29 protein-coding genes are annotated in these 26,139 nt (G+C 69.6%); 13 read left to right on the top strand and 16 right to left on the bottom strand.

What is annotated here, in order from left to right:
* Nucleotides 1-4 precede the first annotated feature (4 nt).
* Nucleotides 5-337 (bottom strand): helix-turn-helix transcriptional regulator, encoded by a 333-nt coding sequence (locus ABE505_RS14940; RefSeq protein ID WP_346445275.1) that lies wholly within the window; start codon nucleotides 335-337, stop codon nucleotides 5-7.
* 220 nt (nucleotides 338-557) lie between these two features.
* Here ABE505_RS14940 and ABE505_RS14935 point away from each other — a divergent pair, with 220 nt between their 5' ends.
* The 3 genes from ABE505_RS14935 to treA all read left to right on the top strand — a co-directional run bounded on the left by ABE505_RS14935 (nucleotide 558) and on the right by treA (nucleotide 4,327).
* On the top strand, nucleotides 558-1,754 hold the full coding sequence (locus tag ABE505_RS14935; protein WP_346445276.1) for a winged helix-turn-helix domain-containing protein: 1,197 nt from the start codon (nucleotides 558-560) through the stop codon (nucleotides 1,752-1,754).
* 96 nt (nucleotides 1,755-1,850) lie between these two features.
* A complete protein-coding gene (locus tag ABE505_RS14930; protein WP_346445277.1) occupies nucleotides 1,851-2,633 on the top strand; it encodes a transglutaminase family protein in 783 nt (260 codons plus the stop codon).
* A 50-nt stretch (nucleotides 2,634-2,683) separates the two neighbouring features.
* Nucleotides 2,684-4,327 carry an alpha,alpha-trehalase TreA gene (gene treA, locus ABE505_RS14925; protein WP_346445278.1) on the top strand — a complete coding sequence of 548 codons (1,644 nt, stop codon included), beginning with the start codon at nucleotides 2,684-2,686 and terminating at the stop codon, nucleotides 4,325-4,327.
* A gap of 9 nt (nucleotides 4,328-4,336) precedes the next feature.
* Here treA and ABE505_RS14920 read toward each other — a convergent pair whose 3' ends face one another.
* Nucleotides 4,337-5,452 carry a catalase family protein gene (locus tag ABE505_RS14920; protein ID WP_346445279.1) on the bottom strand — a complete coding sequence of 372 codons (1,116 nt, stop codon included), beginning with the start codon at nucleotides 5,450-5,452 and terminating at the stop codon, nucleotides 4,337-4,339.
* A 52-nt stretch (nucleotides 5,453-5,504) separates the two neighbouring features.
* Nucleotides 5,505-6,329 carry an alpha/beta hydrolase gene (locus tag ABE505_RS14915; RefSeq protein WP_346445280.1) on the bottom strand — a complete coding sequence of 275 codons (825 nt, stop codon included), beginning with the start codon at nucleotides 6,327-6,329 and terminating at the stop codon, nucleotides 5,505-5,507.
* 193 nt (nucleotides 6,330-6,522) lie between these two features.
* Between ABE505_RS14915 and ABE505_RS14910 the strand changes: the two genes are divergently transcribed.
* Nucleotides 6,523-7,056 carry a hypothetical protein gene (locus ABE505_RS14910; RefSeq protein WP_346445281.1) on the top strand — a complete coding sequence of 178 codons (534 nt, stop codon included), beginning with the start codon at nucleotides 6,523-6,525 and terminating at the stop codon, nucleotides 7,054-7,056.
* 25 nt (nucleotides 7,057-7,081) lie between these two features.
* On the opposite strand, the gene ABE505_RS14905 is transcribed toward ABE505_RS14910, so the two are convergent.
* Nucleotides 7,082-7,519, bottom strand: coding sequence for a hypothetical protein (locus ABE505_RS14905; RefSeq protein ID WP_346445282.1), 438 nt, complete (start codon nucleotides 7,517-7,519; stop codon nucleotides 7,082-7,084).
* Nucleotides 7,520-7,688: 169 nt separating this feature from the next.
* On the opposite strand from ABE505_RS14905, the gene ABE505_RS14900 reads away from it, so the two are divergent.
* The gene (locus ABE505_RS14900) at nucleotides 7,689-7,976 is read left to right on the top strand and encodes a helix-turn-helix transcriptional regulator (RefSeq protein WP_346445283.1); all 288 of its coding nucleotides are present in this window, start codon (nucleotides 7,689-7,691) and stop codon (nucleotides 7,974-7,976) included.
* A 189-nt stretch (nucleotides 7,977-8,165) separates the two neighbouring features.
* Entirely contained in the window at nucleotides 8,166-8,435 is a 270-nt protein-coding gene (locus tag ABE505_RS14895) for a hypothetical protein (protein ID WP_346445284.1), read from the top strand.
* A 107-nt stretch (nucleotides 8,436-8,542) separates the two neighbouring features.
* Here ABE505_RS14895 and ABE505_RS14890 read toward each other — a convergent pair whose 3' ends face one another.
* Complete coding sequence (locus tag ABE505_RS14890; RefSeq protein ID WP_346458290.1) at nucleotides 8,543-9,253, bottom strand: outer membrane beta-barrel protein; 711 nt, start codon at nucleotides 9,251-9,253, stop codon at nucleotides 8,543-8,545.
* Nucleotides 9,254-9,536: 283 nt separating this feature from the next.
* Here ABE505_RS14890 and ABE505_RS14885 point away from each other — a divergent pair, with 283 nt between their 5' ends.
* Nucleotides 9,537-10,379, top strand: a complete 843-nt coding sequence (locus ABE505_RS14885) for an SAM-dependent methyltransferase (RefSeq protein WP_346445286.1) — start codon at nucleotides 9,537-9,539, stop codon at nucleotides 10,377-10,379.
* A 66-nt stretch (nucleotides 10,380-10,445) separates the two neighbouring features.
* On the opposite strand, the gene ABE505_RS14880 is transcribed toward ABE505_RS14885, so the two are convergent.
* Nucleotides 10,446-11,498 carry an MBL fold metallo-hydrolase gene (locus ABE505_RS14880; RefSeq protein WP_346445287.1) on the bottom strand — a complete coding sequence of 351 codons (1,053 nt, stop codon included), beginning with the start codon at nucleotides 11,496-11,498 and terminating at the stop codon, nucleotides 10,446-10,448.
* Between the two features lie 169 nt (nucleotides 11,499-11,667).
* On the opposite strand from ABE505_RS14880, the gene ABE505_RS14875 reads away from it, so the two are divergent.
* Nucleotides 11,668-12,282 carry a TetR/AcrR family transcriptional regulator gene (locus ABE505_RS14875; RefSeq protein WP_346445288.1) on the top strand — a complete coding sequence of 205 codons (615 nt, stop codon included), beginning with the start codon at nucleotides 11,668-11,670 and terminating at the stop codon, nucleotides 12,280-12,282.
* Here ABE505_RS14875 and ABE505_RS14870 read toward each other — a convergent pair.
* The gene (locus ABE505_RS14870; protein ID WP_346445289.1) at nucleotides 12,273-13,358 is read right to left on the bottom strand and encodes a putative zinc-binding peptidase; all 1,086 of its coding nucleotides are present in this window, start codon (nucleotides 13,356-13,358) and stop codon (nucleotides 12,273-12,275) included. The genes ABE505_RS14875 and ABE505_RS14870 overlap by 10 nt on opposite strands.
* 19 nt (nucleotides 13,359-13,377) lie before the next feature.
* On the bottom strand, nucleotides 13,378-14,172 hold the full coding sequence (locus tag ABE505_RS14865) for a transglutaminase family protein (protein ID WP_346445290.1): 795 nt from the start codon (nucleotides 14,170-14,172) through the stop codon (nucleotides 13,378-13,380).
* A gap of 133 nt (nucleotides 14,173-14,305) precedes the next feature.
* On the opposite strand from ABE505_RS14865, the gene ABE505_RS14860 reads away from it, so the two are divergent.
* Complete coding sequence (locus tag ABE505_RS14860) at nucleotides 14,306-15,886, top strand: glucan biosynthesis protein D (protein WP_346445291.1); 1,581 nt, start codon at nucleotides 14,306-14,308, stop codon at nucleotides 15,884-15,886.
* Between the two features lie 82 nt (nucleotides 15,887-15,968).
* On the opposite strand, the gene ABE505_RS14855 is transcribed toward ABE505_RS14860, so the two are convergent.
* From ABE505_RS14855 to ABE505_RS14840, 4 genes are all read right to left on the bottom strand, one after another.
* Nucleotides 15,969-16,202, bottom strand: a complete 234-nt coding sequence (locus ABE505_RS14855; RefSeq protein ID WP_346445292.1) for a hypothetical protein — start codon at nucleotides 16,200-16,202, stop codon at nucleotides 15,969-15,971.
* Nucleotides 16,203-16,304: 102 nt separating this feature from the next.
* Entirely contained in the window at nucleotides 16,305-16,883 is a 579-nt protein-coding gene (locus ABE505_RS14850; protein WP_346445293.1) for a YiiX/YebB-like N1pC/P60 family cysteine hydrolase, read from the bottom strand.
* 10 nt (nucleotides 16,884-16,893) lie between these two features.
* Nucleotides 16,894-17,295 carry a DUF4878 domain-containing protein gene (locus tag ABE505_RS14845; protein WP_346445294.1) on the bottom strand — a complete coding sequence of 134 codons (402 nt, stop codon included), beginning with the start codon at nucleotides 17,293-17,295 and terminating at the stop codon, nucleotides 16,894-16,896.
* Between the two features lie 136 nt (nucleotides 17,296-17,431).
* Nucleotides 17,432-17,764, bottom strand: a complete 333-nt coding sequence (locus ABE505_RS14840; RefSeq protein ID WP_346445295.1) for a DUF3817 domain-containing protein — start codon at nucleotides 17,762-17,764, stop codon at nucleotides 17,432-17,434.
* A gap of 175 nt (nucleotides 17,765-17,939) precedes the next feature.
* On the opposite strand from ABE505_RS14840, the gene ABE505_RS14835 reads away from it, so the two are divergent.
* A complete protein-coding gene (locus ABE505_RS14835; RefSeq protein WP_346445296.1) occupies nucleotides 17,940-18,479 on the top strand; it encodes a pyridoxamine 5'-phosphate oxidase family protein in 540 nt (179 codons plus the stop codon).
* Between the two features lie 97 nt (nucleotides 18,480-18,576).
* Here ABE505_RS14835 and ABE505_RS14830 read toward each other — a convergent pair whose 3' ends face one another.
* Nucleotides 18,577-19,158: a hypothetical protein gene (locus ABE505_RS14830; RefSeq protein WP_346445297.1), complete on the bottom strand. Its 582-nt coding sequence runs from the start codon at nucleotides 19,156-19,158 to the stop codon at nucleotides 18,577-18,579.
* 157 nt (nucleotides 19,159-19,315) lie between these two features.
* On the opposite strand from ABE505_RS14830, the gene ABE505_RS14825 reads away from it, so the two are divergent.
* On the top strand, nucleotides 19,316-19,669 hold the full coding sequence (locus tag ABE505_RS14825) for a hypothetical protein (protein WP_346445298.1): 354 nt from the start codon (nucleotides 19,316-19,318) through the stop codon (nucleotides 19,667-19,669).
* A 221-nt stretch (nucleotides 19,670-19,890) separates the two neighbouring features.
* On the opposite strand, the gene gph is transcribed toward ABE505_RS14825, so the two are convergent.
* Nucleotides 19,891-20,565: a phosphoglycolate phosphatase gene (gene gph, locus ABE505_RS14820; protein WP_346445299.1), complete on the bottom strand. Its 675-nt coding sequence runs from the start codon at nucleotides 20,563-20,565 to the stop codon at nucleotides 19,891-19,893.
* Between the two features lie 161 nt (nucleotides 20,566-20,726).
* Between gph and ABE505_RS14815 the strand changes: the two genes are divergently transcribed.
* Nucleotides 20,727-21,023 carry a DUF2218 domain-containing protein gene (locus ABE505_RS14815; RefSeq protein ID WP_346445300.1) on the top strand — a complete coding sequence of 99 codons (297 nt, stop codon included), beginning with the start codon at nucleotides 20,727-20,729 and terminating at the stop codon, nucleotides 21,021-21,023.
* Nucleotides 21,024-21,030: 7 nt separating this feature from the next.
* Here ABE505_RS14815 and dinB read toward each other — a convergent pair whose 3' ends face one another.
* Both dinB and ABE505_RS14805 read right to left on the bottom strand, forming a co-directional pair.
* Nucleotides 21,031-22,104: a DNA polymerase IV gene (dinB, locus tag ABE505_RS14810; RefSeq protein WP_346445301.1), complete on the bottom strand. Its 1,074-nt coding sequence runs from the start codon at nucleotides 22,102-22,104 to the stop codon at nucleotides 21,031-21,033.
* A 52-nt stretch (nucleotides 22,105-22,156) separates the two neighbouring features.
* Complete coding sequence (locus ABE505_RS14805) at nucleotides 22,157-24,868, bottom strand: bifunctional acetate--CoA ligase family protein/GNAT family N-acetyltransferase (protein WP_346445302.1); 2,712 nt, start codon at nucleotides 24,866-24,868, stop codon at nucleotides 22,157-22,159.
* Nucleotides 24,869-25,130: 262 nt separating this feature from the next.
* Between ABE505_RS14805 and ABE505_RS14800 the strand changes: the two genes are divergently transcribed.
* Nucleotides 25,131-25,472: a LysR family transcriptional regulator gene (locus tag ABE505_RS14800; protein WP_346445303.1), complete on the top strand. Its 342-nt coding sequence runs from the start codon at nucleotides 25,131-25,133 to the stop codon at nucleotides 25,470-25,472.
* The last annotated feature ends 667 nt before the right edge of the window (nucleotides 25,473-26,139 follow it).

Raw genomic sequence — 26,139 nt, 5'->3', positions numbered from 1 at the left:
CGGCTTAGAAATCCAGGTCAGAAGGCTTGCTACGGATCGGGCGCTTGGTCTTTGTGCCCTCCAGGATGGCCTCGGACACGGGGTCTCGCAGTTGGTCGAGCTTCGACAGCAGCCCCAGACGTTCAAAGGCGGAAAGCCACGTGCCCAGAGCAATGTTGACGCCCCCCTGCTCGAGCCGGTTCATGGTGGCAGGGCTCACTCTGGCGCGTTCGGCCAGACTTTCCTGGGTCCATCCGCGTGCCAGACGGGCACTCTTGACCATCTGTCCCAGGTGCTTGGCAGTCTTCTGGGCCGCATGCGTGGCGTAGTCGGTCGTGCTCCGGCGCATATCTGTCATAGATTATAGGGAATTCGCCAATCCTATCATTTATGACAGGAAGGAGCGGTACCCGGGCGCAGTACCGCGATCATTGGGGCGCTCTCGGGACTCGGACCAGGCATATGCCGCCATAGCGCCAGGCCGCCGACAGGCCCAGAATCCGGGCAAACAGGTCGACATCTCATCCCCGCAGAAGGCGACGCAACCCACTCGGCGTGGCATAGCGCCATTTACAGCCATGACGATCCAGGTCTCGAACGCGGTCGCAAGACGGCTGTTTCTCGCACGGCAAGGGCTGGCCGCGCCGCCGGGCCGGGCGCTGTCCAAGGCGGGGCTGCTGCAGCTCATCACCGATTTGGGCTTCGTGCAGGTGGACAGCATCGGCACGGTGGAGCGCGCCCACCACCAGATCCTGTTCTCGCGCAACCAGACCTACCGGCGCGGCCACCTGACCACGCTACTGGAACAGGACCGTGCGCTGTTCGAGCACTGGACGCATGACGCCTCGATCCTGCCGACCGCGTTCTATCCGTACTGGAAGCATCGCTTCCGCCGTCGCGAGCCAATCATCCGCGAGCGCTGGCGCAAGTGGCATGGGAACAGCTTCGATGCGGCGTTCGAAGACACGCTCGCGCGCATCGAGGCCAACGGTCCGGTGCTGGCGCGGGAGTTGAAGGCGGCGGGGCATGCGTCCGGCGGTTGGTGGAACTGGCACCCGTCCAAGACCGCGCTTGAGTATCTCTGGCACACCGGCAAACTCGCGATCGCCGGCCGCGTCAATTTTCAGAAGGTCTATGACCTGGCGGAACGGGTGATCCCCGCCGAGGTCTACGAACGCGAGGTCGACCCTGCCCAGTTCGTCGACTGGGCCTGCCGGGAGGCCTTGAAGCGACTGGGCTTTGCGACGCCCGGCGAGATGTCCGCGTTCTTCGACCTGGTCTCGCCACAGGAGGCCCGGGACTGGATCGCACGCCATCGCGACGCGCTGTGCGAGGTCTCGCTTGCGTCCATCGATGGCGACAGCGCGCGTCGGTCCTATGCCTTCGCCGATCTCGCTGGCGACCTGCACGATGTGCCCGCGCCCTCCGCCCGCGTCCGGGTCTTGAGCCCGTTCGATCCGTTGCTGCGCGACCGCAAGCGCACCGAACGGCTGTTCGGCTTCCACTATCGCATCGAGGTCTTCGTGCCCGAGCCGAAGCGCCAGTACGGCTATTACGTCTTCCCGCTTCTGGAGGGCGACCGTCTGATCGGCCGGATCGACATGAAGGCCGACCGCAAGGGCGGCACGCTGGATGTACGTCGGCTGTGGCTCGAGCCCGGCGTCCGTGCTTCGGCCGGACGTCTGGAGAAGCTCGACGCCGAACTGGCACGACTGGCGAAGTTCACCGGCGTGGCGCGGGTGCACTACCTCAAGGGCTGGCACAAGGCGCACTGAGGCTTTTGCGTGGGCGCGCCTGCGTGGTCGGGACGTCGCCACGCGCACTGCACGCCTGCACGGCTAGCGTGGCGCTTTGTGCACGGGATGCCCCGCATGCGCCTGCTGGCTGGTTGCGAGATCGTGGTCGAAGCCGAAGACGACTGCGCGGTGGTCGCGATGCTGCGCCCGCGCAGCGGCGACGCGCAGTGGTTGGTCAGCGAAAGCTACACCTTCGAGCCGGATGTCCGTCCGACCGAACACGTCGATCCGTTCGGCAATCTGTGCCAGCGGCTGATCGTCCCCAGGGGCCGGATGCGGCTGCGGACCGAGCTCGAGGTGGAGACCGAGCGCACGCTGCCCGTCGCGCCCTGGGCACTGCCCACGCCCGCCTCCCTGCTGGCCGACGCGACCCTGCAGTACCTGCTGCCCAGCCGCTACTGCCCCTCCGATCGCGCGTTCGAACAGGCCCAGGCCATCGTCGATGCCGCATCGCCCGGCACCGGCCATGTCGGTGCGGTGGTGGCGTGGATCCGCCGCCACATCGCCTATCGCTACGGGGTCAGTGACGCCTGCACCGATGCGCTCGACACGATGGCGCAGGGCGCGGGGGTCTGCCGCGACTTCGCCCATGTCGGAATCATGCTCTGCCGCAGCCTGCGGATTCCGGCGCGCATGGTCGTGGGCTATCTGCATGGGCTTGAGCCGATGGACCTGCACGCCTGGTTCGAAGCCTACCTGGATGGACGCTGGTACACCTTCGACGCCACCCAGGATGCGCCGCGTGGCGGCCGCATCGTCGTGGCCTATGGCCGGGACGCGGCCGATGTCGCGTTTCTGACCAACTACGGCTGGCTGCGGACGGTCGAGATGCAGGTCTGGGTCGGCGAGAAGACCTGAGCGCAGTCGCGATGCGACACTGCCCGCGTCCACCATTGCGGAACACCGCCATGTTGCGCGCTCCTCTTCCCGCTCGCGCTGCCGCCTGCCTGCTGTCGGCTGTGCTGGCTGCCTGCACGTCCGCCGGCTCCATCGCGACTGCCGGGCCGGCGGTGGCGCCGGTCGCCAGCGCCGCACCGGTCACGCCGGATGTCGGCTGGCCGCGGACCTTTGCCGCGGTGCAGGCGGCCTGGCTGTTCGAAGACCAAAAGACCTTTGCCGATGCGGTGCCGCGGCGCGATCCGGCGCAGATCGAGGCGGCGTTCGCCGGCAGCCACGCTCGCCCAGGCTTCGACCTGCGCGCGTTCGTGGACGCCCACTTCGTGCTGCCCGCGCCGCCGCCCGGCACCCCGGTCGAGGCGCAGTCGACGCTGCGCGCGCATATCGATGCGTTGTGGCCGCTGCTCACCCGCCCACGTCCCGCGCCCCTGCCGCACGACAGTCTGTTGCCGCTGCCGCACACCTACGTGGTGCCGGGCGGGCGCTTCCGCGAGATCTACTACTGGGACTCGTATTTCACGATGCGCGGCCTGGTCGAGAGCGGCGAGCGCACGGCGTCGCGGCACATGCTCGACAACTTCGCGCGGTTGATCGACACCTGGGGCCACGTGCCCAACGGCAACCGCAGCTACTACCTCAGCCGTTCGCAGCCACCGTTTTTCTCGCACATGGTCGCGCTCGAGTCGCGCGACGACCCCGCGTTGGCCTTGCGTTACCTGCCGCAGCTGCGCCGCGAGCATGCGTACTGGATGGACGGCGCCGAGCGACTGGCACCCGGCGAGGCGGCGCGGCGTGTCGTGCGCCTCGCCGATGGCCGCCTGCTCAATCGTTACTGGGACGACCGCGAGGTGCCGCGGCCCGAGTCGTTCGAGCAGGACCGCCAGACCGCCGCCGCGGCCAAGTCACGGCCCGCGGCGGAGGTCTGGCGCGACCTGCGCGCAGGTGCCGAGAGCGGCTGGGATTTCTCCAGCCGCTGGCTCGACGATCCGATGCGGCTGGACACGATCCGCACCACGACGATCGTGCCGGTGGATCTCAACAGCCTGCTGCATCACCTGGAGTCGACGATCGCCACCGTCTGCGAACGGGCTGGCGACGCGGACTGCGCGCACCGCTACGCGGCCATGGCCGACGCGCGCGCAGAGGCGATCGCGCACCATCTCTGGCATGCCGATGGCTACTACGCCGACTACGACCTGCGTGCCGGACAGCCGCGCGCGCAGTTGACCGCCGCCGCGCTGTTTCCGCTGCATGCCGGCATCGCCTCGCCCGAGCGCGCACGCCGCACCGCCGACGCGGTGCGCTGGCAGTTGCTGCGCCCGGGCGGCCTGGTCACGACTGCGGTCGACAGCGGCCAGCAATGGGATGCGCCCAATGTCTGGGCGCCACTGCAATGGATCGCAGTCGACGGGCTGCGCCGCTATGGCGAACATGCGCTCGCACACGACATCGCGCGCGGCTTCATCGGCAATGTGCAGACGGTGTTCGACCGCGAGCGCAAGCTGGTCGAGAAGTACGACGCCGATGGCGCGCTGCAGGGCGGGGGCGGCGGCGAGTACCCGCTGCAGGACGGCTTTGGCTGGTCGAACGGGGTGACGCTGGCGCTGTTGGCCTTGTATCCCGAGCTCGAACGCGGCCCAGCAGAGGTCGATTGACGCCTTGCGTCAGCGCTCGGCCGTGCCTGCGGCCGCCGCGAACGGGCAACCGGGATGCAGGGCGACGCCGTTCTTGCGCGCGCGAAAGTTCTGCGATGCGGCGTAGGCCGAGCGCCGCAGGCGCATCAACTCCCCCAGCGGGCGATGGGCTTCCAGCCCGTGCCAAGGGCTAAAGCCCATCCCGGCATCGATCGCCGTGCTGCGCTCGGGCGTCCACGCCGGCTGCGGCGGCGCGATCACACGGGCCACAGTCCGGAACGGGCTGCGCGCCTCGTCCCAGCGCGCAGTGGCATCGTCGACGGGCATCTCCTCGAGTGAGGTGCACAGCTGCGCGCGCAGTTCCCATTCGCCGCCCTGCGCGGCGAAGAACGCAACCACGGCTTCGCGCAGGGCGTCGTCGTCGGACAGGTCGAGCCGTGTGTCGGTGAGTGCGCGCAGCGAGGTCGAGACCGGGACCAACTGCAGCTTGGCGATATGGTCGCCGTGGCGCAGCGGCAACTGGGTGAAAAAGGTCTCGCCGAGAATGTGATGCGGCGGTTCGCCGCCCATCGCCTTGAGCGTGGCGCTCTGCCCGCCCATCGCCTCCAGGCCGCGCTCGGTCCCCCGCAGAATCGCCGAGATCAGCCTCTTGGTGCGGTCCATGCGGTCGGTGGTCTTGGCCAGCAGCTTGAGGCTGCGCAGGAAGGCGCGCCCATTGGGCGCGTTGAACTGCGGGCCGTTGACCAGGATGACATCCTGCGCGCCCGGGCCGTCGCTGCCGTCGAGACGGGCGCCGGGCACGTCGCAGATCCGCAGCGCAACGCCGCGCGGCGTCGACACACGATCGGCAAGCAGGTCGCCGGGCGTGGTCGACAACCGCATCACCGCGGTGTGGCGGCCCGGCCGCGCGAACAGGCCCTGTGCCAGTTCCGGCGCCAGCCCCGCCGGCACCTCCACCACGGCCGACAACAAGCCATGGCTCTTGGCATGCACCGCACGCAGGCCCTGGCCCTCGTCTTCCCAGGTCTTGTGCGAGATCGACAACAGCACCTCGTCGAGCTCGGCCGCCAGCGCCGCCTCGTCGGGACCTGGCTGCGCGAGCGCGGGATCGTAGCGCTGGAAAGCCGCTGGACGGGGAATGGACATCGGGGCTCCTGGCGTGTCGAGTCGATCGTCGCGTGGCGTGGCGTGGCCACCGCTAGCGCGCGAGGAACCCCAGCAGCGCGCGATTGAAGGCGTCGGCATGACTGACGTTGAGACCGTGCGGCGCGTCGGGCACCACCACCAGCGCACTGCCCGGAATCGCGGCATGGGTACGCTGGCCCGAGCCCTCGAACGGCACGGTCGCATCGCCGTCGCCATGCAGTACCAGCACCGGCACGGTGATCGCCTTCAGGTCGCTGCGGAAGTCGGTCGTCGCGAAGGCCTCCATGCAGCCCAACGCCGCGGTCTGGTCGGACTGGCGCGCGAGCGCGAGGGCCTCCTGGCGCTGGGACTCGTCGACCTTGAGCGCGCCGTCGACACTGAAGAACTGGGTCGTGAAGTCGTCGAAGAATGCGTCGCGATCACGTTCGAGGCCGGCCCGCATCTCGTCGGCCTTGGCCTTGTCCAGTGGCCCCTCGGGGTTGTCGTCGGTCTTGAGTAGATACGGCGGTACCGCGGCGGCGAACACGGCGCTGTGGATGCGCGCCTGGCCATGGCGGGCGAGGTAGCGGGCCACTTCGCCGCCGCCCATCGAGAAGCCGACGAGCGTGACTTCGCGCAGGTCGAGATCCTCGAGCACACCGGCCAGATCGTCGGCGAGCGTGTCGTAGGTGTAGCCGTCCTCGGGCTTGTCCGAGCGCCCGAACCCGCGGCGGTCGTAGGCGATCACGCGATAGCCGGCCGTCTGCAACGGGCCGACCTGTGCACGCCACGAGGCGGCCGACAACGGCCAACCATGGATCAACACGATCGGCCGGCCGGCACCGCCCGAGTCCTCGACATGGAGACGCACACGGGATGAAGACGACGCACTGGTCATGGCGGCACTCGAAGTCCGAAAGAGAGGACGCCATGCTGCGTACGCTCACCCGATGCGGATGTGAAGTCGCGGAACACCCGTTGCGGTCCCTGCGCCTGCGTGCAGTTCGCGTCATCGCCAATGTCCAGGAGTCACGGCGCTTTGATCGGCGCGCGCCTAGCCTGCGGATGTCTTCCCCCTCGGAGTCCGTCCCATGAGTACGATGTCTCCGGTGACCGGCGAGGTCTCGGACAGCAAGGTCGCCGCGATCTTCGACAGCGAGCGCACCGCCCGGCGCGTCGCCCAGCAACTGCAGGCCGAACGCGGTTTCAAGGCCTCGCAGGTGAAGGTGATCACGCGCCACGACCGCCAAGCCGGCCGCAAGCTCGAACCCGAGAGCCGCGGCATCCTGCGCACGCTGATCATTGCTCATTACAAGCTGGGCCTGGCTGGCCTGGCGATCGGCGCGGCCCTGTTCGGCGTGCTGTATGCGGCCAGCGTGCCGGCGGTGGTCAACTCGCCATGGTTCGCCGGCGCCTTGATCATCGGATACGGCGGCGTGTTCGGGCTGATGGTCGGTGGCCTGGTGACATTGCGCCCCGACCACGACCCCTATCTGTTCAAGGTGCGTGAGGCACTGGCCGAAGGTCGCGCAGCGATTGTCGTGCACGCATTCGATGCCGCCCAGCGCGACCGTGCCAGCGAAGCGCTGTCGAGCGCCAGCGGCGAGACCATCCGCACACTGTGACGCGTGACCGCACGGGCGACCGCCATCAGCCCTCGACCGGCACGTCCTGCGTGCCGGCGAGGTCGCTCGCGAGCTGGCGTGCGATGTGCGGGTGCTCGCTGTAGAACGCGGCGTTACCGGCGAGCTCGCGCCAGATCTCGGCATCGGTGATCAGCCGCGCCACGTGCTGTGTGACCTCCGCGCCCTGGTGCGGCGCGGGCGCGGTCCGCGCCATCGCCAGTTCGAGCAGATACAGCAGGGTGCGCGACTGGGCCATGCAGATCTGGGCTTCGTGCAATGCGAGTCGGCCCAGCATCTGCATCCGTCTGTGATCGAGCGTGGCCACGCGGGCGTCGGCGAGCACCGCATCGGGCGTCCCCGCCACGAGATCGAGAAGCCGTCGCAGCGGCCCCTGGGTGGAGGCGCAGTGCGCGATGTCGTCGATGCGCGTGCCGCGTCGCGCAGGATGGCGGACTTCGTCCATGGTCGCTCTCCTTGGAAAATGGCGCCGGCGGACCGGCGCGCTGCACGCGTGACGCCATCAGGCGCGTCGACATGCGGGCTGCCACCCGCAAGCTACGTTTAACGTAGTATCGGAGTCAAGCGACGTTTCGGAAGCTTCCCGACGCCGAAGTCCGGGATGCGATGCAAGCGTGGCTGCCAAGGAACCCCTGCCTGTCTTCAGCCGTCGGCTGCGCGAAGCGCGCACCGCGGTGGGCATCTCGCAGCGCACGCTGGGGATCGAGGCCGGCCTCGACGATTTCGTCGCCAGTACCCGGGTCAATCGCTACGAGACCGGCGTCCATCAGCCCGATCTGCAGACCTTGCGCCGCATGGCGGAGGTGCTCGACCTGCCGGTGGCGTATTTCTATGCCGACGACGACGCCCTGGCCGGCCTGATCGCCGATCACCACCGCCGCGATCGCGCGTCGGCGCGCTGATCCACTGAAGCCACGCGCCGGTCACAGCGTCCCTGACGCCCGCGCCGTGCGGTCTGCCCGCTGCAGGCTGCAGCCCTTGCACACGCACCACTGCCTGGTTCACGCATCGCCGATGCCTGCGCTCGCACAATCGCCTGCATCCCTTTTCTTCCTGCGCGCGCGCGCGGATGCCTTTCGAGGACGCGATCGATGAACGACGGTTTCACGCTGGAGTACGACATGCGCCTGCGCCTGTGGGTGTTGCGGCAGGACAGTTCAGGGCGCTTGATCGCCTCGTTCCTCAGTCGTCAGAGCGCCGCCGAAGGCTCGACGTTGCGCGACCTCATCGGTCCGAACGCGCGTGTGCGGATCCGCAATGCGGACGGCAGCTATCAGGACGGCCTGGCCGACACACTCGAGGCCGCGCTGTCGACGTCGCCGACCACGCGCGCAACGCCGCCGACGCAGCTCACGAACTGACTGGCAAGGCAGTGCGCTGACGCCGACAACGCACATGGGCGCCCAAGGGCGCCCATGTCTCGAACCTGCCGATGCGGACCGGGCGGCGCCCGGTCCGCTGATCTACATCATAACGCGTATTCGGCCGTCAGGCCGAGCAGCGCGGTCGAACGCTTGGGACCTTCGAACTTCACGCCGGTGACCGGGTCGCGCAGGTCGCCCGACTTGGCGCGGAAGTAGTCGTAATGCAGACCGATGCTGAAGTTCTCGGTGGCATTCCAGCCCGTGCCGACACCGGCGTACCAGCTGTTGCGACCATCGCGGCCGCCGCTTTCGAGGCCCAGATCCTGGCCAACGTCGTTGTAGTAGCGCGCATTGTTGTCGGAAGCGCGGAAGAAGCCACCACGCGCACCCACGTACCACTCCGGGGTGATGTTCAGGCGGGCATTACCACCGGCGATCCAGCCGCGCAGCGCATTGGTGTCCTCGCGCTGGTTGACGCCGTCGTCGCGGAACGCGTTCTTGACCACCAGGTTGCCCAGGTCGGTGTAACCGCCTTCCAAGCCCAGACCGAAGTTCTGCGCCAGCTTCCAGCGGTAGCCGCCGACCAGGCCGTAGCCGGTCTTGCGACCGTCGCGGCTTTCGAACACGTTGAAATCGCCGGTGCCGAACCGACCGGCGGTGCCGCCATCCGTACGACCGACGTTACCGGCGATGAAGGCGTTGCCCTCGCCGATCTGCAGGTCGGGACGATAGGTATCGCCACCCATGCTCTGGGCGAATGCGGAAGGGGCACACAGGGCGGCGGCGATCGCTGCGGGAATCAGGAGAGTTTTCATCGGGGGCATTTCCTTTTTTTCTTGGATACGCGGCTCGCGTATCGATGGACATGCGGGGTCGGGGGGTGTCCCGCGGTGCGCAGTAGAGACCCCGTCGCCTGAAGCGCGCGCAAACGTTCACACCCGTTCGACGCAATCGCGGCATTCGCATTCAAGTCTGGTTTACGCGAATGAGGAACTTGCGAGCGCAGGCACGAACGGGTCCCCGATTGCAAGACGCGGCCAACGCCGTGTCGACACGCCGCGTCGGCTACGATGCCTGCCCCGTCCTTCGGTGCGTTTCGTGGCCCACGTCTCCGGCCCTCTGCTGACCCGTGACACCGCCGACGCGCTCAATGCGGCACGCGATGCGGGCAGCCGTACGTGGACCGGATCCCTGGACCTGGGCCGCAGCACGGCCACCGCGAAGTTGTACGCAACGCACTGGACCTGGCACGACGCGGACTATCCCTGGCCCGGCGCGCTGCGCGAGCGCACGGTGTACCGCCACGATGGCGATGCCTGGGTCGCGATCTCGCGCTACGGCGGCGCTTTGATCAAGCTCGTGCCCACGTCGTGGGGGCCGCCCACGTTCGAGATCGACGGCATCAAGATGCTGCCCACCGCGCAGACATCACCGCTGGACGATGCCCGCCGCAAGGTCGCACTCATCGCGCCGCAGGGCGCGCGCGTGCTCGACACCTGCGGCGGCCTGGGCTACTTCGCCGCGTGTTGCCTGGACGCGGGCGCGGCGCACGTGCGCTCGTTCGAGAAGAATGCCGACGTGCTGTGGCTGCGCAACTGCAATCCGTGGTCGCCCGACCCCGATGCAGCCCCGTGGCAGGGGCGCCTGTCGTTGGTCCATGCCGATGTCGTGGAGGCCGTTGCCGACCTCGCCGATGCATCCGTGGATGCGGTCCTGCATGACCCGCCCCGTTTCGGGATCGCCGGTGAGCTGTACGCGCGGACGTTCTACGATCAACTGGCCCGCGTGCTGCGGCGCGGTGGCCGGCTGTTCCACTACACCGGCAGCCCGAATCGCCTCACCAGCGGCCGCGATGTGCCACGCGAGGTCGCACGGCGGCTCGAAGCCGCGGGCTTTCGCGCGGCCCCCGCGCTCGACGGCGTACTCGCGACGCGCCGTTGAGCGGGCGCCGTCCGACGCTCGGATGCCGGCACGCGATGCTGGCCGCGCGCGCTGCGCGCCGCGTCGCTAGTCGCGCCACCAGGCGGTCGTGGCCTGCGGCGCGGTCAGGTCCACGCGCTCGCCCATGCGCGGGGTCGCCAGCGTGACGCCGCGCTCGGCGGCAATCGCCACCACGCGCTCGAACGGCTCGTCCCAGTCGTGCATCGCCAGGTCGAAGGTGCCGTTGTGCACCGGCATCAGCACGCGCGCGCCCAGGTCGACATGCGCCTGCACGGTCTGCTCGGGCTGCATGTGCACGAAGGCCCAGCGAAGGTCGTAGGCACCGGTCTCGACCATCGCCACGTCGAACGGTCCGAAGCGCTGGCCGATCTGCGAAAATCCATCGAAGTAGCCGGTGTCGCCGCTGAAGAACACCCGCAGGCCCGGATCGCCGTCCGCCGCGCGGTCCTCGATCACCCACGAAGCCCACAGCGTGCGGTCGCTGTCGAACGGCCCTCGCCCGGAGAAATGCTGGGCCGGCGTGGCGGTGAAGCGCAGCTCGCCGATCGTGGTGCCCTGCCACCAGTCGAACTGCTGCACCTTGGCCGCCGGCACGCCCCAGTCGATCAGGCGGTCGCCCACGCCCAGCGGCGTCAGGAACACCGCCGCGCGATCGGCCAGCGCGCGCACGGTGTCTCGGTCGAGGTGATCGTAATGGTCGTGCGACAGCAGCACGCCGCGCAGCGGCGGCAGCGCATCGAGCGCGATCGGCGGGGGGTGGAAGCGTTTGGGTCCCATCCATTGCACCGGCGAGGCGCGCTCGGAAAAGACCGGGTCGGTCAGCCAGAAGCCATCGCGAAGCTTGAGCAGCACGGTCGAGTGGCCCAGCCGCCAGGCACTGCGGTTCGGCGCGGCCTCCAGGTCGGCCGCCGTCAGCGGCGACACCGCCAAGGCGTGGGCCGGCACCGTGGTGGCCGGCTTTTCGAACAGCATCTCCCACATCAGTCGCGCGGTCTTGGCCACCCCGATCGGCGGTCGCGGCGCCGGATTGCGGAACCGGCCAGCCTCGGCCTGCGGCGATGCCGAATAGTCGGCGATGGGGCGATTGGTCTGGAAGTACGACAGCAGGCAGGCGCTCACGATGCAGACTCCAAGAACGGAGAGGAGGAGGACGGCGGTGCGCCGTCGGCGATGCGGCTTTACGGGCGAGGACGAGGGAACGGCAGGCATCGACGGGACCCATAGGAACTACACCGTGCAGTGTAGATATATCGGCCTGAATGTAAACCCGGCGGTGTAGAATTGTCCGATGGACTGCGACCCACCCCTCGCCCGGCTCACCGATCGCAAGCACGCGGCGATCCTGGAAGCGGCGGTGGCCGAGTTCCGCGCTGCCGGCTATGAGGCGACCAGCATGGATCGCATCGCCAGCCGCGCCGGGGTATCCAAGCGCACCGTCTACAACCATTTCCCCGGCAAGGACGCACTGTTCCTGCGCATTCTCCAGGCGATGCTCGAACGCGGTGTCTGCGGGCCGGATCTCGCCTACCGCGCCGATCGGCCGCTGCGCCCCCAACTGCTCGAGCTGGTGCACCAGAAGCTGCGGCTGCTCCACGACCCGGAGTTCGTGGACCTGGCACGCGTGGCCATCGCCGCGGGCATCCACTCGCCTGCGCTGGCGCGCGACCTGCTTTCCCGCCTGGGCGATCGCGAGGAAGGGGTGTCGGTCTGGATCCGAGCCGCGTCCGCCGACGGCCGGCTGCGGACGGACGACCCGGCCTTCGCGTCGATGCAGTTGCAAGGCCTGGTCAAGAGCTTCGCCCTGTGGCCGCAGCTGTCGATGGGTCAGCCGCCGCTATCGGCCGCGCAACAGACGCGCGTGGCCGAAACGGCGGTCGACATGTTCCTGGCCTACTACGGCTGAGCGACCGCGCCGCGGCCACCCGCGCGCCGGATCAGGCCGTGGATGTAGGCCATCTTCTCAAGCACCGGCGGCGCGATCGAGAACGGATACAGGTCGGGCTGACCCATCGCCCGGTTGAGGCTGTTGACCGCGTAGGTCAGCGGCAACCACGCATCGATCAGCCGTCGCAGATCAGCCACGTGATGAGGATCGAACGTGATCTCGGTCTCCATCGTCGTGCTCTCGGCGATGTCGGGCGCGATGCGAATACCGAACGCGGCGGCCATTTCCAGTGTGTCGACGATATGCAGATAGTGCGCCCAGGTCTCGGCCCAGTCCTCCCACGGGTGCATCGTCGCGTAGCGGCTGACGTGACTGCGCTGCCACTGCGCGGGCGCGCCGGTCGCGTAGTAGCGCTGCAGCGCCTGGCCGTAATCCTGTCGGTCGTCGCCGAACAGCGCGCGGCAACGCGCGCGCTCGTCCGGTCCGGCATCGCGCACCAGCCGGTCCCAGTAGTAGTGGCCGATCTCATGGCGGAAATGGCCCAGCAACGTGCGGTAGAGCTCGCCCATCGACACCCGCGCCGCCTCCCGGCGGGCATCGTCGGCTTCCGACAGTGCGATGGTGATGAGGCCATTGTCGTGCCCGGTCATCACCCGGGGCCCGTGCGGCGGGTCGGCCAGGAAATCGAACGACAACGGTTCGGGATCGCCGCTGCCGACGGTCGGTGTGGGCAGGCGCAACCGCAGCAGGCTGTAGAACAGCCGGCGCTTGGCGACCTCGATCCGCCGCCAGGCCTGCAGCCGGTCGTTGTCGGACAGATCCGGGATGGTGCGGTTGTGGCGACAGGCGCGGCAATAGCGCTGGGGAGCGTCGGCAGGCAGCAGCCAGTTGCAGGCCGAATGCGTGGCGTTGCTGCAGAACCGGTAGCGCGGACCGGCGGGCGCGCTCTGCAGCCGCCACGCCGCGCCGTCGGGGATCAGTGCGCCCAGCGTCACCTGCTCGGGCACGAAGCCCAGCCGCGCGCCGCAGCGCAGGCACTCGGTGTTCTCGAAGTACAGCACCTGCTCGCAACGGTCGCACTTGAACAACTGCATGGACGAAATTCCGCTGCGCTCACGCCGCCGCGTCGAGTTCGGTCCAGACCTGGATCGACACCGTGCGCAACGGCCGGTAGCTGGTGAGAAAGGCGACGTCGGCCGCATCGCGTCCGTGCGCGATCACCACCCGGCCCCCGCGTGGGGTCGCCTGGGTGGCATCGAAGGTGTGCCAAGCATCGCCCAGGTACGCTTCGAACCAAGCGTGCATGTCCATCGGCTTGAGGTCGTGCAGCCAGCCCACGACCATCCGCGCCGGAATGTCGAGTGCGCGGCAAAGCGTCATGCCCACATGCGCGAAATCCCGACAGACGCCGGCGCCTTGCGCCAGGGTGTCCTGGGCATCGGTGCCGGCGTCGCTGACGCCATAGCGATAGGCGAGATGGGCGTGGATCCAGCGACGGATCGCCTCGACCTGGGCATGGCCCGGCGCGGCGTCGCCGACGATTTCCAGCGCGCGTGCGTACATCGCCGCGCGGTCGGACGGGCAGTAGCGGCTGGGCAGCAGGAACTGCAGCGTCGATGTCGGCAGGTCGGCCGGCGCGACCGCCGCTGCCGCCGGCATCGCTCCGGGATCGGGCGCGGCGATGGCGCGCGTCTGCAATCGGATGCGGGTCAGTCCCGGCGGCAGGGTGAAACGCTGGCAGCGGTTGCCGAAGCCGTCGAGATACTCGTCGAAACCCAGGGCCGGGTCGAAGCCGGCACGGTCGTTGACGTGCCAGCGCGCGCGGCCGGTCCTGGGCCGCAGCATCGCGATGACAGGCGCGGCGACATCGGTCTCGATCGCGAGTTCGCAGCCTGCGCGGACGTGCATGCGGGGGAACTCATTTCGACGGTGCGCCAGCCTAGAGGCGGGCATGTGCAGCGCTCGTGCAGGCGTGCGGCCCGCTAACGGCACGTTGCCGTGGGTTGGATAGGATGCGCGCTCCACACCCGGACTCGCCCGCATGCATCGACGTTCGTTCCTGCACGGCGGCCTGGTGGCCCTCTGCGCGGCCGCCCTGCCGACCTCGGTTTTGGCCGCCCTGCGCATGGGCGCGCCGGCCCCGTTCGACTTCGCCGCGCTCAAGGGGCGCGCCCGCGCACTGGCGGGCCAGGCGTACACCGCGCGGCCGGCCGCACTGCCCCAGCCGGTGTCAGCCCTCGACTGGGACGCCTACCAGGCGCTGCAGTTCCGCCAGGACCATGCGCTGTGGCACGAGGACGACACCCGCTACCTTGCACAGTTCTTCCACCTGGGCCTGTTCTTCAAGCGCCCGGTCCGCATGCACGCGCTGGCCGAGGGCCAGGCGCGCGAGATCGCCTACGACCCGGCGATGTTCGACTACGGCGCCTCGGGGCTGGACGGCGCCGCACTGCCGACCGATCTGGGCTTCGCCGGCTTCCGACTCAACCGGCGCAGCGATCCCAAGCGCGACTTCGCCGCGTTCCTGGGCGCGAGCTACTTCCGCGCCGTCGGTGGCAGCGGCCAGTACGGGCTGTCGGCACGCGGCCTGGCGGTGGACACCGGCCTGGCGAGGCCGGAAGAGTTTCCCGACTTCACCGACTTCTGGCTCGAGCGTCCGGCGCCGGGCAGCGACACGGTGGTCGTCTACGCCCTGCTCGACTCGCCGTCGGTCGCCGGGGCCTACCGGTTCGCGATCACCCCGGGCGAACCGCTGGTGATGGAGGTCGACTGCGCGCTGTACCCGCGCACCGCGATCGAGCGCCTGGGCATCGCGCCGGCGACCAGCATGTACCAGGCCGGCGAGAACGACCGCCGCATGGCCTGGGACTGGCGACCCGAGATCCACGACAGCGACGGCCTGGCGCTGCACACCGGCAGCGGCGAATGGCTGTGGCGGCCGCTGGAGAATCCGCGCGCGCTGCGGTTCAACGCCTTCGCCGACGACAACCCGCGCGGCTTCGGCCTGCTGCAGCGCGATCGCAACTTCGACCATTACCAGGACGACGGCGTCTTCTACGAGCGCCGGCCCTCGCTGTGGGTGGAACCGCGCGACGGCTGGGGACGCGGCGAGGTGCAACTGGTCGAGATCCCGACCGTCGATGAGACGTTCGACAACGTGGTGGCGTTCTGGCATCCGGCGCAGCCGATCGAGCCCGGTCGCGAACTGCTGTTCGGCTACCGGCTGTTCTGGGGCGAGGCGATGCCGGCGCGTCCGCCGCTGGCCACCTGCATCGCCACGCGCACGGGCCTGGGCGGCCGCATCGGGTTTGCGCGCAAGGCCTGGTCGCAGCGCTTCGCGGTCGACTTCGCCGGCGGCACGCTCGCCGCGCTGGCCGGGCGCAATGCCACGGTCGAGCCGGTGCTGCAGACCACTGCCGGCCAGTTGGAGACCGTCTCGGCCCGCCCGCTGCACGCCGTCGAAGGCTACCGGGTGATGTTCGACATCATCCCGCCAGGGCCTGGCACCGAGCAGCTCGAACTGCGCCTGTTCCTGCGCGATCCGGCCACCGGCCAGGCCCTCAGCGAGACCTGGCTCTACCAGTGGAATCCGCCCCCGCCCGAGGCACGGCAGGTCTACTAGATCGTGGCGTTTGCGTCGCCGTGGCAGCGACTGCACGGCGTGCGGATGGCGGCGGGCGGAGCGGGTCCGCCCGCCGCAGCCTTCACAGGCAGGGATAGATCCTCAAGCCGTGCGGCCCGCCGGCATCGCCCCAGGTCTGGAGCGTGCCATCGCACTCGATCCGGCCGCCGCCGATCGCATTGCCGGCCGCGTCGTAACGCGTCCATTCCGCCCACTCCTGGCCCAGGATCGGCCAGCGCGCGGCGGCGCTGCCCACCACCACGACCCCCAGCACCAGCGACACCATTGCCGCGATCACGCGTCCACGTCTGCTCATCGTGCTTGCCTCCAGTCCGTCGGAAGGATCCCCCGGCGCCAGCCTAGTGGCCCGCGGGGCCGGCAAATGGGGTGCCGGTCACAGCCCGCGATGGGGCCGCGTTCAGCCCCCGGCGTGCTGTGGCAGCGCTAAGCGCCGCAGTCGTGGCGACCGGCTGAGCGGCGTCGGCAGCAGATAGTCGCCCTGCATCAGCGGCAGGGCGAGGCGAGTGAAGCGCACCTCCAGATCGACGCCGGCGCGGCGCCAGGCGTCCCAGACCAGCCGGGTGCAGTAGGTGCCGGCCGGATCGGCGATCCGGAAGCGGGTGCCGCGCATGCCCAGGGCCTCAGCGACCGCGGCGGCGCGCAGGGCCTCGGGCGCATCGACGCGATAGACCGCATAGCCGCGGCTGCGCACCGGGTCGAGGAAGAAGCTCAGCGCATCGACAACCACGCCGTCGGCGCGTCCAGGCACTTCGGAGGGCGTCGCATGCACCACCTGCCAGGCGCCGGGACGCCCGACCAGCATGCCGACATGGCTGAATTGCCCGCCGTCGATCGCCAGCACCATCGCGCTGACCGACTCGGTCCCGCGTCGGAACACCAGATCGCCGGGCTGCGCATCGGCCGGCAACGCGGGGCCACCGGCCAGACAGGCGCTGGCCGCGCACAGTGCCAGCAGTGCGCACCACCAGCGTCGCATCGTCACGTCCTCAGCGCAGGCGGATCTTCCACTTGCCGTCGTCGCGGACCAAGCGGTGCGTCTCGGTCAGGTCCTTGCCGTTGTCGAAGACCACCCGGACCTGCACGCGCGCGGTTTCGCCGTCCTCGTCGATGCTCGACTCGATCACCTCGACCTTGTCGAGGCCGTCATTGGCATCGATCCTGGACTGCATCTCGCCGACGATCATCTGCACCTTGCCCTTGGCCTGCACCATGCCGTTGGCGGGCACATCGGCGAACGAGACCTGCGCGGTGGCTCTCTCGACATCGCCCTTGGCCGCCGCCTCATAGAACGCCTGGATCGCCGCTTCGGGCTTGGCGGACGAACACGCTGCCAGGGCCAGCGTGGCCAGTGCCAGCAAACAGATGGCGGACAGACGGAATCGATGCATGACGCGCTCCTCGCGTTCAGGGGACCGGCAGTTTACCGCCCGCGCCAGGCCGGGACCGTCGGCATGCGGTGCAGGAACGGCGCGGCCGCGCGCCGACTGCAGCAGGCAGGCGTCGCCTGCGGCGTTCGCACTGCGGCTACGTGCGTGCAGGCGGTGCGGCGAGCAGGCCCCGGCGCCGGTACCAAAGCTCCAGCGGCAGGGTCGCCAGCGGCGGCACTGCGGCCGCGATCGCGAGCAGCCAGGCCCACCAGGGCCAGCGCAGGCGCAACGCCGCGACGAGCGCGACGGCGAGATAGGCGAGGAACGCCATGCCATGCAGCCGCCCGAACCACCACACCCCCAGGGCCGTGGTGCCGGTGCCGTACTTGAGGACCATGCCAACCAGCAGGCCGGCCCAGGTGAACGCTTCGATCAAGGCCACCGCCGCGAAGACGCGACCGATGGGCGACAAGGGGGGCGATATCGTCATCCAGGGCACGGTCGCAGGCCGGGCGCCAGGACGCAAGCCGCCCCCGCTCGGTTCAGCGTGCGGAGGCGATGCAGCCGTCGGAGTCACACGCGGATCACCGCCGCACTTCCACGCTGTCGCATCGACCGCCGCGCACGCCCCCGCGCGACGGCGTGCCAACCGATGGAGACACCCGATGGATTCGATCAACCGCAACCAGCCCGAGGACAACCGCCAGGATCTGGCGGCCACGGCGGCGACCGCCCGCATCCGCGACATGTCCAAGGAGGCCGGTGCCTGCTTCTTCTGCACCACGCCCCTGTCCAGCAGCGACACCGGCGGCACCCGGCCGATGTCGATCGAGCAGGCCGACGACGATGGCGTGCTGTGGTTCCTCAGCGCTGCCGACAGCCACAAGAACGCCGAGATCCAGGCCGACCCGAAGGTGCGGCTGTATCTGCAGGCATCCAAGCATTCCGGCTTTCTGGTGCTCGATGGCCATGCCACGGTGAGCCGGGATCGCGACCGGATCGAGGCCTTGTGGAGCCCGATCATGAAAACCTGGTTCACCGAGGGCAAGGACGACCCCCGGATCACCGTGATCCGGGTGCAGCCGCAGGCGGGCTACTACTGGGACAACAAGCACGGCGATTTCGTTGCGGCGACGAAGATGGCGCTCGGCGCCGCGATCGGCAAGACGCTCGACGATTCGATCGAAGGCAACGTCGCGCCGTGATCGCGCACCGGTGGCGGGACGTCCCGTCACCGGTGCGGCCGAGCGGACGCTGCGCGTCGATCGACTCGGATGGAATGGGCTCAGGCCGTGTCGCGGCTCACGGCCCGCATTGCCACATCCCCTCAAATGTGCGGCTCGCGCCATCGCCGCGCTGGTAGGTCAACGTCGCCGGGCGCGGCGGTGACTCGCCGCCACCTGCTGCGGTGCCGGTCTCGACGATATGGATCGTCGTGCCGCGTCCTGTGAATGTGGGGGTCTTGAGCATGCCGTCGAAGCCACCGGGCGCGCGCACCGTCTCCACGACGTCGCCCACCTTCACCACGCCCTGCGCGGGCTCGGCGGCGCCGACCACGCCCTTGGCAAACAACAATGGCGCCTCGCCTTCCTCAGCGAAGCTGCATGCGAGCTCGCCGGTCAACGCCGCATCGGCGATGTCGCGTTCGCTCAAGGTGCCGAGCTGGATCTGCGACCCGTCGCCGCCCTCGGTATCGCCGGTCGCACTGGGCGCAGCGGCATCGGCGACCGGCGCCTGCGTCGGGGGCGGCGTGGTCGCTTCGTGCTGCGCAGTGGCAGGCGCGTCCCCAGCGGGCGCGCACGCCGCGAGCATGCCGGACATCAGGCCCAGGATCGTGGCCTGGGCCGCAGCGCGCACGCGCGGCCGGACGAAAGGTGTGGACATCGTGACCTCCAGTTGGGCGGCCGCGTCTGCGCGCAGCCGGGAGCCTGATGCTCGCCAACCCGCCCTTGGCATTGCGTGAAACAAATGTCATGCGGCCGTGTCGACTGCGCGACCGCCGATGCCCGAATGTCGAGATGATCTGCCAGCCGGAGACCGCATGACGCGTGCCACCCCGCCAATGAAGACGCCGGACGGGCGTTATCTGGTGGTGCGCGGGCGGCTATGGCGCAGTACCGATCCGCATCTGGACGAAAGCGAGCGACAACGGCTGGTGTCGGCACTGATGGACGCGCGCCGCGCGGTCAAGGCGGTACGGGCGGCAGATGATGCCGAGGCGCTCGCCCACGCACGCCGACAGGTGGATGCCGCCAAACGCGGGTTGGGAGAACGCGGCCCGGTGTGGTGGAGCGATGGCGCCCCCGACTACAACCGGCACCTGGTCCGCAATTCGCCGTATGCGGCGTGGTTTGCAGCGCTCGCGGACGCGAAGACGCCCTCCCCGCCGGCGTGACCCCCGTGCCCGCGCGCAGCGCGTCGGCACGACGCCAAGACCGACCGCGATCGCATCGCCGGATGCACACTCCACACGCGCCACTGCCGTTCGTTCCCCAGCGCGTGCTCGTCGCCGGGGTCACCGGCAGCGGCAAGACCACACTGGCCCGACGTCTGGCCACACGCTGGCGCATTCGCGCCAGCGACGCCGACAGCGCGCGTCCATTGAAGCGCGTCTGCTCAGAGCGCCAGCAACTGGCCGAACCGGTCGATGACGGCGCGCGCGCCGCAGCCATGCAGGTCGAAGTCGCGCCGGTAGCCGTAGGTCACCAGCACCAGCGGCGCCCCCGCGGCGATCGCCGCGCCGGCATCGGCTGACGAATCGCCGACCATCAGGCACTGCCCGATGTCGACGCCGAAATGCGCGGCCAGATGCAGCAGCGGCAACGGATGCGGCTTGCGCTCGGGCAGCTCGCCGGCGCCGAGCACCGCGTCGAAGTACTGCGCCAGATCCAGCGCCTCGAGCAGCGGGCCGACGAACGGCGCCGGCTTGTTGGTGCACACCGCCATCCGCACGCCGGCCGCGCGCAGCGCCTGCAGGGTCTCGGGCACCTCGGGATAGATCTGCGGATCGAGCAACAGGCAGTCACGATAGTGCTGCATGAAACGCGGCATCACCGTCTCGACATCGCGTCCGTCGCCGGCGTGCCGCAACGCCGCGGTGATGAGCTGGCGCGCGCCATCGCCGATCCAGCTGCGCACGGTGGCCTCGTCGACCTGGGCATGGCCGAGCTCGGCCAACAGGCGATTCACCGATGCGGCGATGTCCGACGCACTGTCGACCAGGGTGCCGTCGAGATCGAACAGCGCCACCGGCCAGGGAAAACCGGTTGCCTTCGCGGATGCATCGTTCACGCCTGTGCCTCGTCTCGTCGTGCGGGGAAGCTGCCTAGTGTGGGCCATCGCGACGCTCGCGAACGGCCTGCAACGCTGCGTTCGCCCCGACACGCGTGCATGGCGCGCATCGCGCGCCTATGCTCGCTTCGCGGCGTTGCCGCCTGCTCTGGAGTCCTGCGATGCCGATCACCACCACCGCCACGACGCGATCCAACGACGCCCCGCGCCTGCTGCGCACGCTGTGCAACCACTGGCGGCACAAGTTCGAGATCCGCCGCGACCACGACACGCACGCGTTCGTCCCGTTCGCCGGCGACGAAGCGGGTGCGGATTTCGTCGTCGAAGGCGATGCGCTGCGGATCGTCCTGACCCAGCCCGATGCCGAGGCGATCGCCCGCTATCAGCAGGTCATCGAGAACCATCTGCAACGCTTTGCACGCGACGAGACGCTGGCCTTCGACTGGCAGCCGGCCTGACAATCAGCTAGATCTCCGCCTCGCCGAACAGGCCGGCCTGCTGCGGCAGGTCTTCGGGCTCGCGAAAGCCGCCCAGGCCGACACCGACGAGCCGGTAGCGGGTCGAGGCCGGCAGATCCACGCGCTCGCGCAATGCCAGCGCGATCCGCGTGAGTTCGGCCTGCGAGGCCGGCGGCGCATTGGGCGTGAAGCTGCGCGTGAGAATGCGGAATTGCGCGGTCTTGAGCTTGAGCACGACCGTCCGCCCCACGCGCGCGGTCTTGCGCGTGGCCGCCCAGGTCTTCTCCGCCAGCCGTTCGATCATCGGCGCCAGCGCTTCGAGTGGCAGATCGGTCTCGAACGTGTCCTCCGAGGAGATCGACTGTACCGGCTGGTCCGGCTCGACCGGGCGTTCGTCGATGCCGCGCGCGCGCTGGTAGAGCCGCGCGCCGAAGGTGCCGAAACGCCGCTCGAGCGCGTCGAGCGACAGCCCGCGCAACTCGCCGACCGTGGTCACGCCGAGCTCGGCGAGCTTCTTCTCCATCACCTTGCCGACGCCGGGGATCAGGCCGACCTTCAATGGCGTCAGGAACGCTTCGATCTGACCCGGCTTGACCACGAACAGGCCGTCGGGCTTGCGCCAATCCGAGGCGATCTTGGCCAGGAACTTGTTCGGCGCCACGCCCGCCGACGCCGTCAGCTGAGTTGCCTCGCGGATCTGCGCACGGATCGCTTGCGCGGTCGCGGTGGCGCTGGGCGAAGGGATTTTCGGTGCAGTGACGTCCAGATAGGCTTCATCGAGCGACAGCGGCTGCACCAGGTCGGTGTGCTGCAGGAAGATCTCGCGCACCTGGCGCGAGACCGCCTTGTAGCGCGGGAAATCCGGCGGCACGAACACCGCATCCGGGCACAGCCGCTCGGCGGTCACCGCCGGCATCGCCGAGCGCACGCCGTAGGGCCGGGCCTCGTAGGAGGCCGCGCAGACCACCGAGCGCGCGCCGCGCCAAGCCACGACGACCGGCCGCCCACGCAGCGACGGATCGTCGCGCTGCTCCACCGACGCGTAGAACGCGTCCATGTCGATGTGGAGGATCTTGCGCACACGCCATTATCGCCGGCGCGGCGGGCGCCGGCGCGATGCCGGCGGCAGGCGTTCAGATCGCCGGCGGCGGCTCGGCCACGATCGGCAAGCGCACGATCGCCACCGTTGCGTCGTCGGGATCGGCGGTGATCGCGAAGCCCAACTGGCGGCACATCGCCAGCATCGTGGTGTTCTCCCGCAGCACCTGCCCCTCGACCATCCGCAGCCCCTGCCAGCGGGCGTACTCGATCATGATCCGCATCAGCCGCCAGCCCAGGCCCGCACCCTTGAGATCGGAGCGCACCATGATCCCGTACTCGCCGGTGTCGTAGTTCGCATCGGCCAGCAGGCGCACCGCGCCGAGCATCTCGCCCGTGGCCGGGTCGATCGCCGCCAGCGCGATCGAGCGCGCATAGTCGAGCTGGGTCAGCCGGGCAATGAACTCGTGACTGAAGTGGCGCACTGCGCTGAAGAAACGCAACCGCAGGTCGTCGGTACTGACCCGCTCGAAGAAGCGCAGGAACATCGCCTCGTCCTCCGGCCGCACCGGGCGCACGAACACGTCGCTGCCGTTGCCCAGCGCGATCGTGCGCTCCCACTCCTTGGGGTACGGGAACACCGCAAAGCGCGGGTGCCCGCGGCCGGGATGCAGCCGCTGCACCGGACCGACGGCGACCCGCGCATCGACCGCGATCACCCCGTCGCGGTCGGCGAGCAGCGGATTGACGTCGACTTCCTGGAGCTCGGGGATGTCGGCGGCCATCTGCGCCAGCTTCACCAGCAGCAGCGCGACCGCCCGCTCGTCGGCCGCCGGCACATCGCGGTAGGCCTTGAGGATGCGCGCCACACGCGTGCGTCCGATCAACTCGTGCGCCAGGCGCAAGTCCAGCGGCGGCAGCGCCAGGGCTTTATCGTCGATGATCTCCACTGCCGTGCCGCCTCGGCCGAAGACCACCACCGGGCCGAAGGTCGGGTCGTCGGCGATGCCGGCGATCAGTTCGCGCGCCTTGGGCCGCACGACCATCGGGTGCACGGTCACGCCGTCGATCCGCGCCTGCGGGCGGGCGGCCCGTGCGCAGCGCAACAGGTCGTCGGCGGCGTCTCGCACCGCCTCCACGCTCGCCAGGTTCAGGCGCACGCCGTCGATGTCGGATTTGTGCGGGATGTCGCGCGACCAGATCTTCACCGCCACCGCGCCGCCGCGCTCGAGCAGGGCCGTCGCCGCCTCGGCGGCCGCGTCGGCATCGGGCACCGGAATCGCTTCGGCAATCGGGATGTCGTAGGCGGCGAACAACCGGGCGATCGCTGGCGGGTCGAGCCAGCGCTGGCCTTCGGCGAGCGCCGCCTCGACGACCGCGCGCGCGCTGGCGGCATCGACGTTGAAGTCGTCGGGCAGGCTGGGCGGCGTCTCCATCAACGCGCGCTGCGCCTGCTGGTGCCGCACCAGGTACATGAAACCGCGCACGGCCCCGGCCTCGCTGGTGAAGGCATGCACGCCAGCGTCGGCCAGGATCCGCCGCGCCTCGGGATGCTCGCCCACCAGCACGCCGAACACCGGCTTGCGCGCGGCCTCGCGCGGATGCGCGCGCAGCGTCTCGACGACCGCCCGCGCGACCTCGGGCGGCGAGGACAGCACGGTGGGCACGTTCATGACCAGGATCGCGTCGTTGTCCCGGTCCTGCAGCAGCGCGGCCAAAGTCGCGGCGTAGCGCGGGCCGTCGGCGTCGCCGAGCATGTCGACTGCATTGCGGCGCGACCAGCCGCGCGGCAACGCGGTATCGAGCGTCTCGAGCGTGGCATCCGACAGCGCGGCGCGCTCGCCGCCCAGATCGACCAGGCGGTCGAGTGCGAGCATGCCCACGCCGATGCCGTTGGTCATCACCGCCAAACGGTTGCCGGGCGGCATCCGCAGCCGCGACAGCGTGGCGGCCGCGGCGAACAGTTCGTCGAGCGCATGGACGCGCAGCAATCCGGCGCGCCGGAACGCCGCGTCGTAGACCGCGTCCGGGCTGGCCAGCGCGGCGATGTGGGTCTGCGGCGGCTCGGCGCTGCGCGCATGTCGGCCGGGCTTAACCACCACGACCGGCTTGGCGCGCGCCGCGGCGCGCGCGGCCGACAGGAACTTGCGGGCATCGCGCACGCGCTCGACGTAGAGCAGGATCGCGCGGGTGTGGCGGTCGGTGGCGAAGTAGTCGAGCAGATCCGCGAAGTCGACATCGAGCGCATCGCCGAGCGAGGCGACGGCCGAGAATCCGATCCCGCGCGAGCGGCCCCACTCGATCATGCCGGCCGCCACGGCGCCCGACTGCGAGATCAGCGCCAGTTCGCCCGGTGCCGGCGCGTGCGCGGCGAAGCTCGCGAACAGCCGCGCATGCGGCGCGATGACGCCCAGGCAGTTCGGCCCGACGATGCGCAGGCCGCGGGTACGCGCGACCTCGGCCAGCGCGGCGTTGTACGAGCCCGGCCCACTGCCCATGTCACGCGTGAGCACGATCGCGGCCTTGGCGCCACGATCGGCGGCGGCGCGCGCCACATTCGCCACATCGGCCGGCGGTGCCGCGATGATCACTAGTTCGGGCGCGAAGGGCAGCGCCTCGAGTGAGGTCACTGCCTCCACACCATCGATCTGTGCGTGACGCGGGTTGACCAGACCGATCGGTCCGGTGAATCCGCCCTCGCGCAACTGCTGCAGCACCAACCGCCCGAGCGAACGCGGCCGTGGGCTGGCGCCGACGACGGCGACCGACGCCGGCCGGAACACCGATTCCAGTGCGTAGATGCTCATCGGCGCGCGTCTGGCCTCCCGCTGGACGAGGGGCTGACGATACACGAGGCCGGGTGCCCACTGCCTGGGGCGAACCGACGCAGGCGACGCAACTGGGCTCACATCGCCAGGTTCGTTCGCCATACGGCGGCAACAGCTGTGTCGGCCTGACGACCACGACCACACGCTCGGCAATCCAGGCGTCCGAGGCACACGGTCGGGACCGCCAGCATCGGCAGCGGCATCGCTTCTCGGGCGTGACGGCGTCCACTAAGCTGGTCGGATGCGCACGCCTTCTGATTTCCAGCTGCGGATCCGCCTCGACAGCGTCATGCTCGGGCCGGGCAAGGCGGACCTGCTGGCGGGCATTCGCGAGACGGGTTCGATCTCGGCGGCCGGCCGCCGCATGGCAATGAGCTACCGACGCGCCTGGCAGCTGGTCGAGGAGATGAATCTCTACTTCGGTTCGCCGGTCGCCGCGACGCTGACCGGCGGCAAGGGCGGCGGCGGAGCGGCGTTGACGCCGCTGGGGGATCAGGTCCTGACGCTTTATCGCAGCATGGAGGCGAACTGCCGGGACGCGATCGCCGACGACCTGGCGCAACTGCACCGTCTGCGGCGCTGAACCGATTTCTCGAGTAGCTGGCGGACGCCGTTAGAGGCGTTCTGACATCCCTCCAGTCGATACCGCGATTAGCGGCGAGGGCGTTCGACTTCGGACAGGCAGCCGCCTGCCGGCCGGAAGCCGCTCTTCCCTCGGTCAGGACATCCTGTCCTGACTCGGGCGCGCCTGCTCCGCTTCGCGGATCGGTCCGACCCGGCGAAGCACGCCGGGCGTTCACCCGCTCGCGCGGCATGCCGCGCAAGCTGAAGCGGGCTCACCCATGGCGCGCTCGGCGCGGCCACCGGCCGCCAGTCTGCTGCTCTGAGGCGTCTGCAACCCGTCTACGGGAAGCCAAGCGCCGCTCCATCAAGCGAAGCTGCGGACCTTCAATCTCAGTGCGTTGCACTGTTCGGCGATTGCGATGGCGGAATGGATGAGGGGCGGTCGTTTGCGCTGCACTGCCTCGCGACCTCAGCAATGGGCGCGAGGCTGCAATAGCACGCACGGCGTTCTGCCTCAGGCGCGCGCCCGCCCCGCTTCGGGCATCGGTCCGACCCATCGCCAAAATTGGGGGCCAAAAAAAGGTTCTTCGCAGATTAGCGGGGAGTCCTTTGCCAGCCACCGTTACGCTTGATGCCTGATTCCAGGGCGCAAGGGTGAGGGGATGTTCGACCGGAAGACGATCAAG

The organism is Luteimonas sp. TWI382 (assembly GCF_039674545.1).
GTDB lineage: Bacteria > Pseudomonadota > Gammaproteobacteria > Xanthomonadales > Xanthomonadaceae > Luteimonas.
Note: the sequence above shows the minus strand (reverse complement) of the source record. Positions and strands in the feature narration are given on the sequence as shown.

Coding starts and splice junctions, on each gene's coding strand:
- ABE505_RS14805 (WP_346445302.1), bottom strand. CDS start 24,868: ATGAGCATCTACGCACTGGAATCGGTGTTCCGGCCGGCGTCGGTCGCC.
- ABE505_RS14905 (WP_346445282.1), bottom strand. CDS start 7,519: ATGGACGAAGTCCGCCATCCTGCGCGACGCGGCACGCGCATCGACGAC.
- treA (WP_346445278.1), top strand. CDS start 2,684: ATGTTGCGCGCTCCTCTTCCCGCTCGCGCTGCCGCCTGCCTGCTGTCG.
- ABE505_RS14940 (WP_346445275.1), bottom strand. CDS start 337: ATGACAGATATGCGCCGGAGCACGACCGACTACGCCACGCATGCGGCC.
- ABE505_RS14870 (WP_346445289.1), bottom strand. CDS start 13,358: ATGCAGTTGTTCAAGTGCGACCGTTGCGAGCAGGTGCTGTACTTCGAG.
- ABE505_RS14850 (WP_346445293.1), bottom strand. CDS start 16,883: ATGCGACGCTGGTGGTGCGCACTGCTGGCACTGTGCGCGGCCAGCGCC.
- ABE505_RS14890 (WP_346458290.1), bottom strand. CDS start 9,253: ATGAAAACTCTCCTGATTCCCGCAGCGATCGCCGCCGCCCTGTGTGCC.
- ABE505_RS14825 (WP_346445298.1), top strand. CDS start 19,316: ATGACGCGTGCCACCCCGCCAATGAAGACGCCGGACGGGCGTTATCTG.
- ABE505_RS14915 (WP_346445280.1), bottom strand. CDS start 6,329: ATGACCAGTGCGTCGTCTTCATCCCGTGTGCGTCTCCATGTCGAGGAC.
- ABE505_RS14895 (WP_346445284.1), top strand. CDS start 8,166: ATGAACGACGGTTTCACGCTGGAGTACGACATGCGCCTGCGCCTGTGG.
- ABE505_RS14920 (WP_346445279.1), bottom strand. CDS start 5,452: ATGTCCATTCCCCGTCCAGCGGCTTTCCAGCGCTACGATCCCGCGCTC.
- ABE505_RS14930 (WP_346445277.1), top strand. CDS start 1,851: ATGCGCCTGCTGGCTGGTTGCGAGATCGTGGTCGAAGCCGAAGACGAC.
- ABE505_RS14835 (WP_346445296.1), top strand. CDS start 17,940: ATGGATTCGATCAACCGCAACCAGCCCGAGGACAACCGCCAGGATCTG.
- ABE505_RS14935 (WP_346445276.1), top strand. CDS start 558: ATGACGATCCAGGTCTCGAACGCGGTCGCAAGACGGCTGTTTCTCGCA.
- ABE505_RS14860 (WP_346445291.1), top strand. CDS start 14,306: ATGCATCGACGTTCGTTCCTGCACGGCGGCCTGGTGGCCCTCTGCGCG.
- ABE505_RS14815 (WP_346445300.1), top strand. CDS start 20,727: ATGCCGATCACCACCACCGCCACGACGCGATCCAACGACGCCCCGCGC.
- ABE505_RS14865 (WP_346445290.1), bottom strand. CDS start 14,172: ATGCACGTCCGCGCAGGCTGCGAACTCGCGATCGAGACCGATGTCGCC.
- ABE505_RS14800 (WP_346445303.1), top strand. CDS start 25,131: ATGCGCACGCCTTCTGATTTCCAGCTGCGGATCCGCCTCGACAGCGTC.
- ABE505_RS14830 (WP_346445297.1), bottom strand. CDS start 19,158: ATGTCCACACCTTTCGTCCGGCCGCGCGTGCGCGCTGCGGCCCAGGCC.
- ABE505_RS14875 (WP_346445288.1), top strand. CDS start 11,668: ATGGACTGCGACCCACCCCTCGCCCGGCTCACCGATCGCAAGCACGCG.
- ABE505_RS14845 (WP_346445294.1), bottom strand. CDS start 17,295: ATGCATCGATTCCGTCTGTCCGCCATCTGTTTGCTGGCACTGGCCACG.
- ABE505_RS14840 (WP_346445295.1), bottom strand. CDS start 17,764: ATGACGATATCGCCCCCCTTGTCGCCCATCGGTCGCGTCTTCGCGGCG.
- ABE505_RS14855 (WP_346445292.1), bottom strand. CDS start 16,202: ATGAGCAGACGTGGACGCGTGATCGCGGCAATGGTGTCGCTGGTGCTG.
- ABE505_RS14910 (WP_346445281.1), top strand. CDS start 6,523: ATGAGTACGATGTCTCCGGTGACCGGCGAGGTCTCGGACAGCAAGGTC.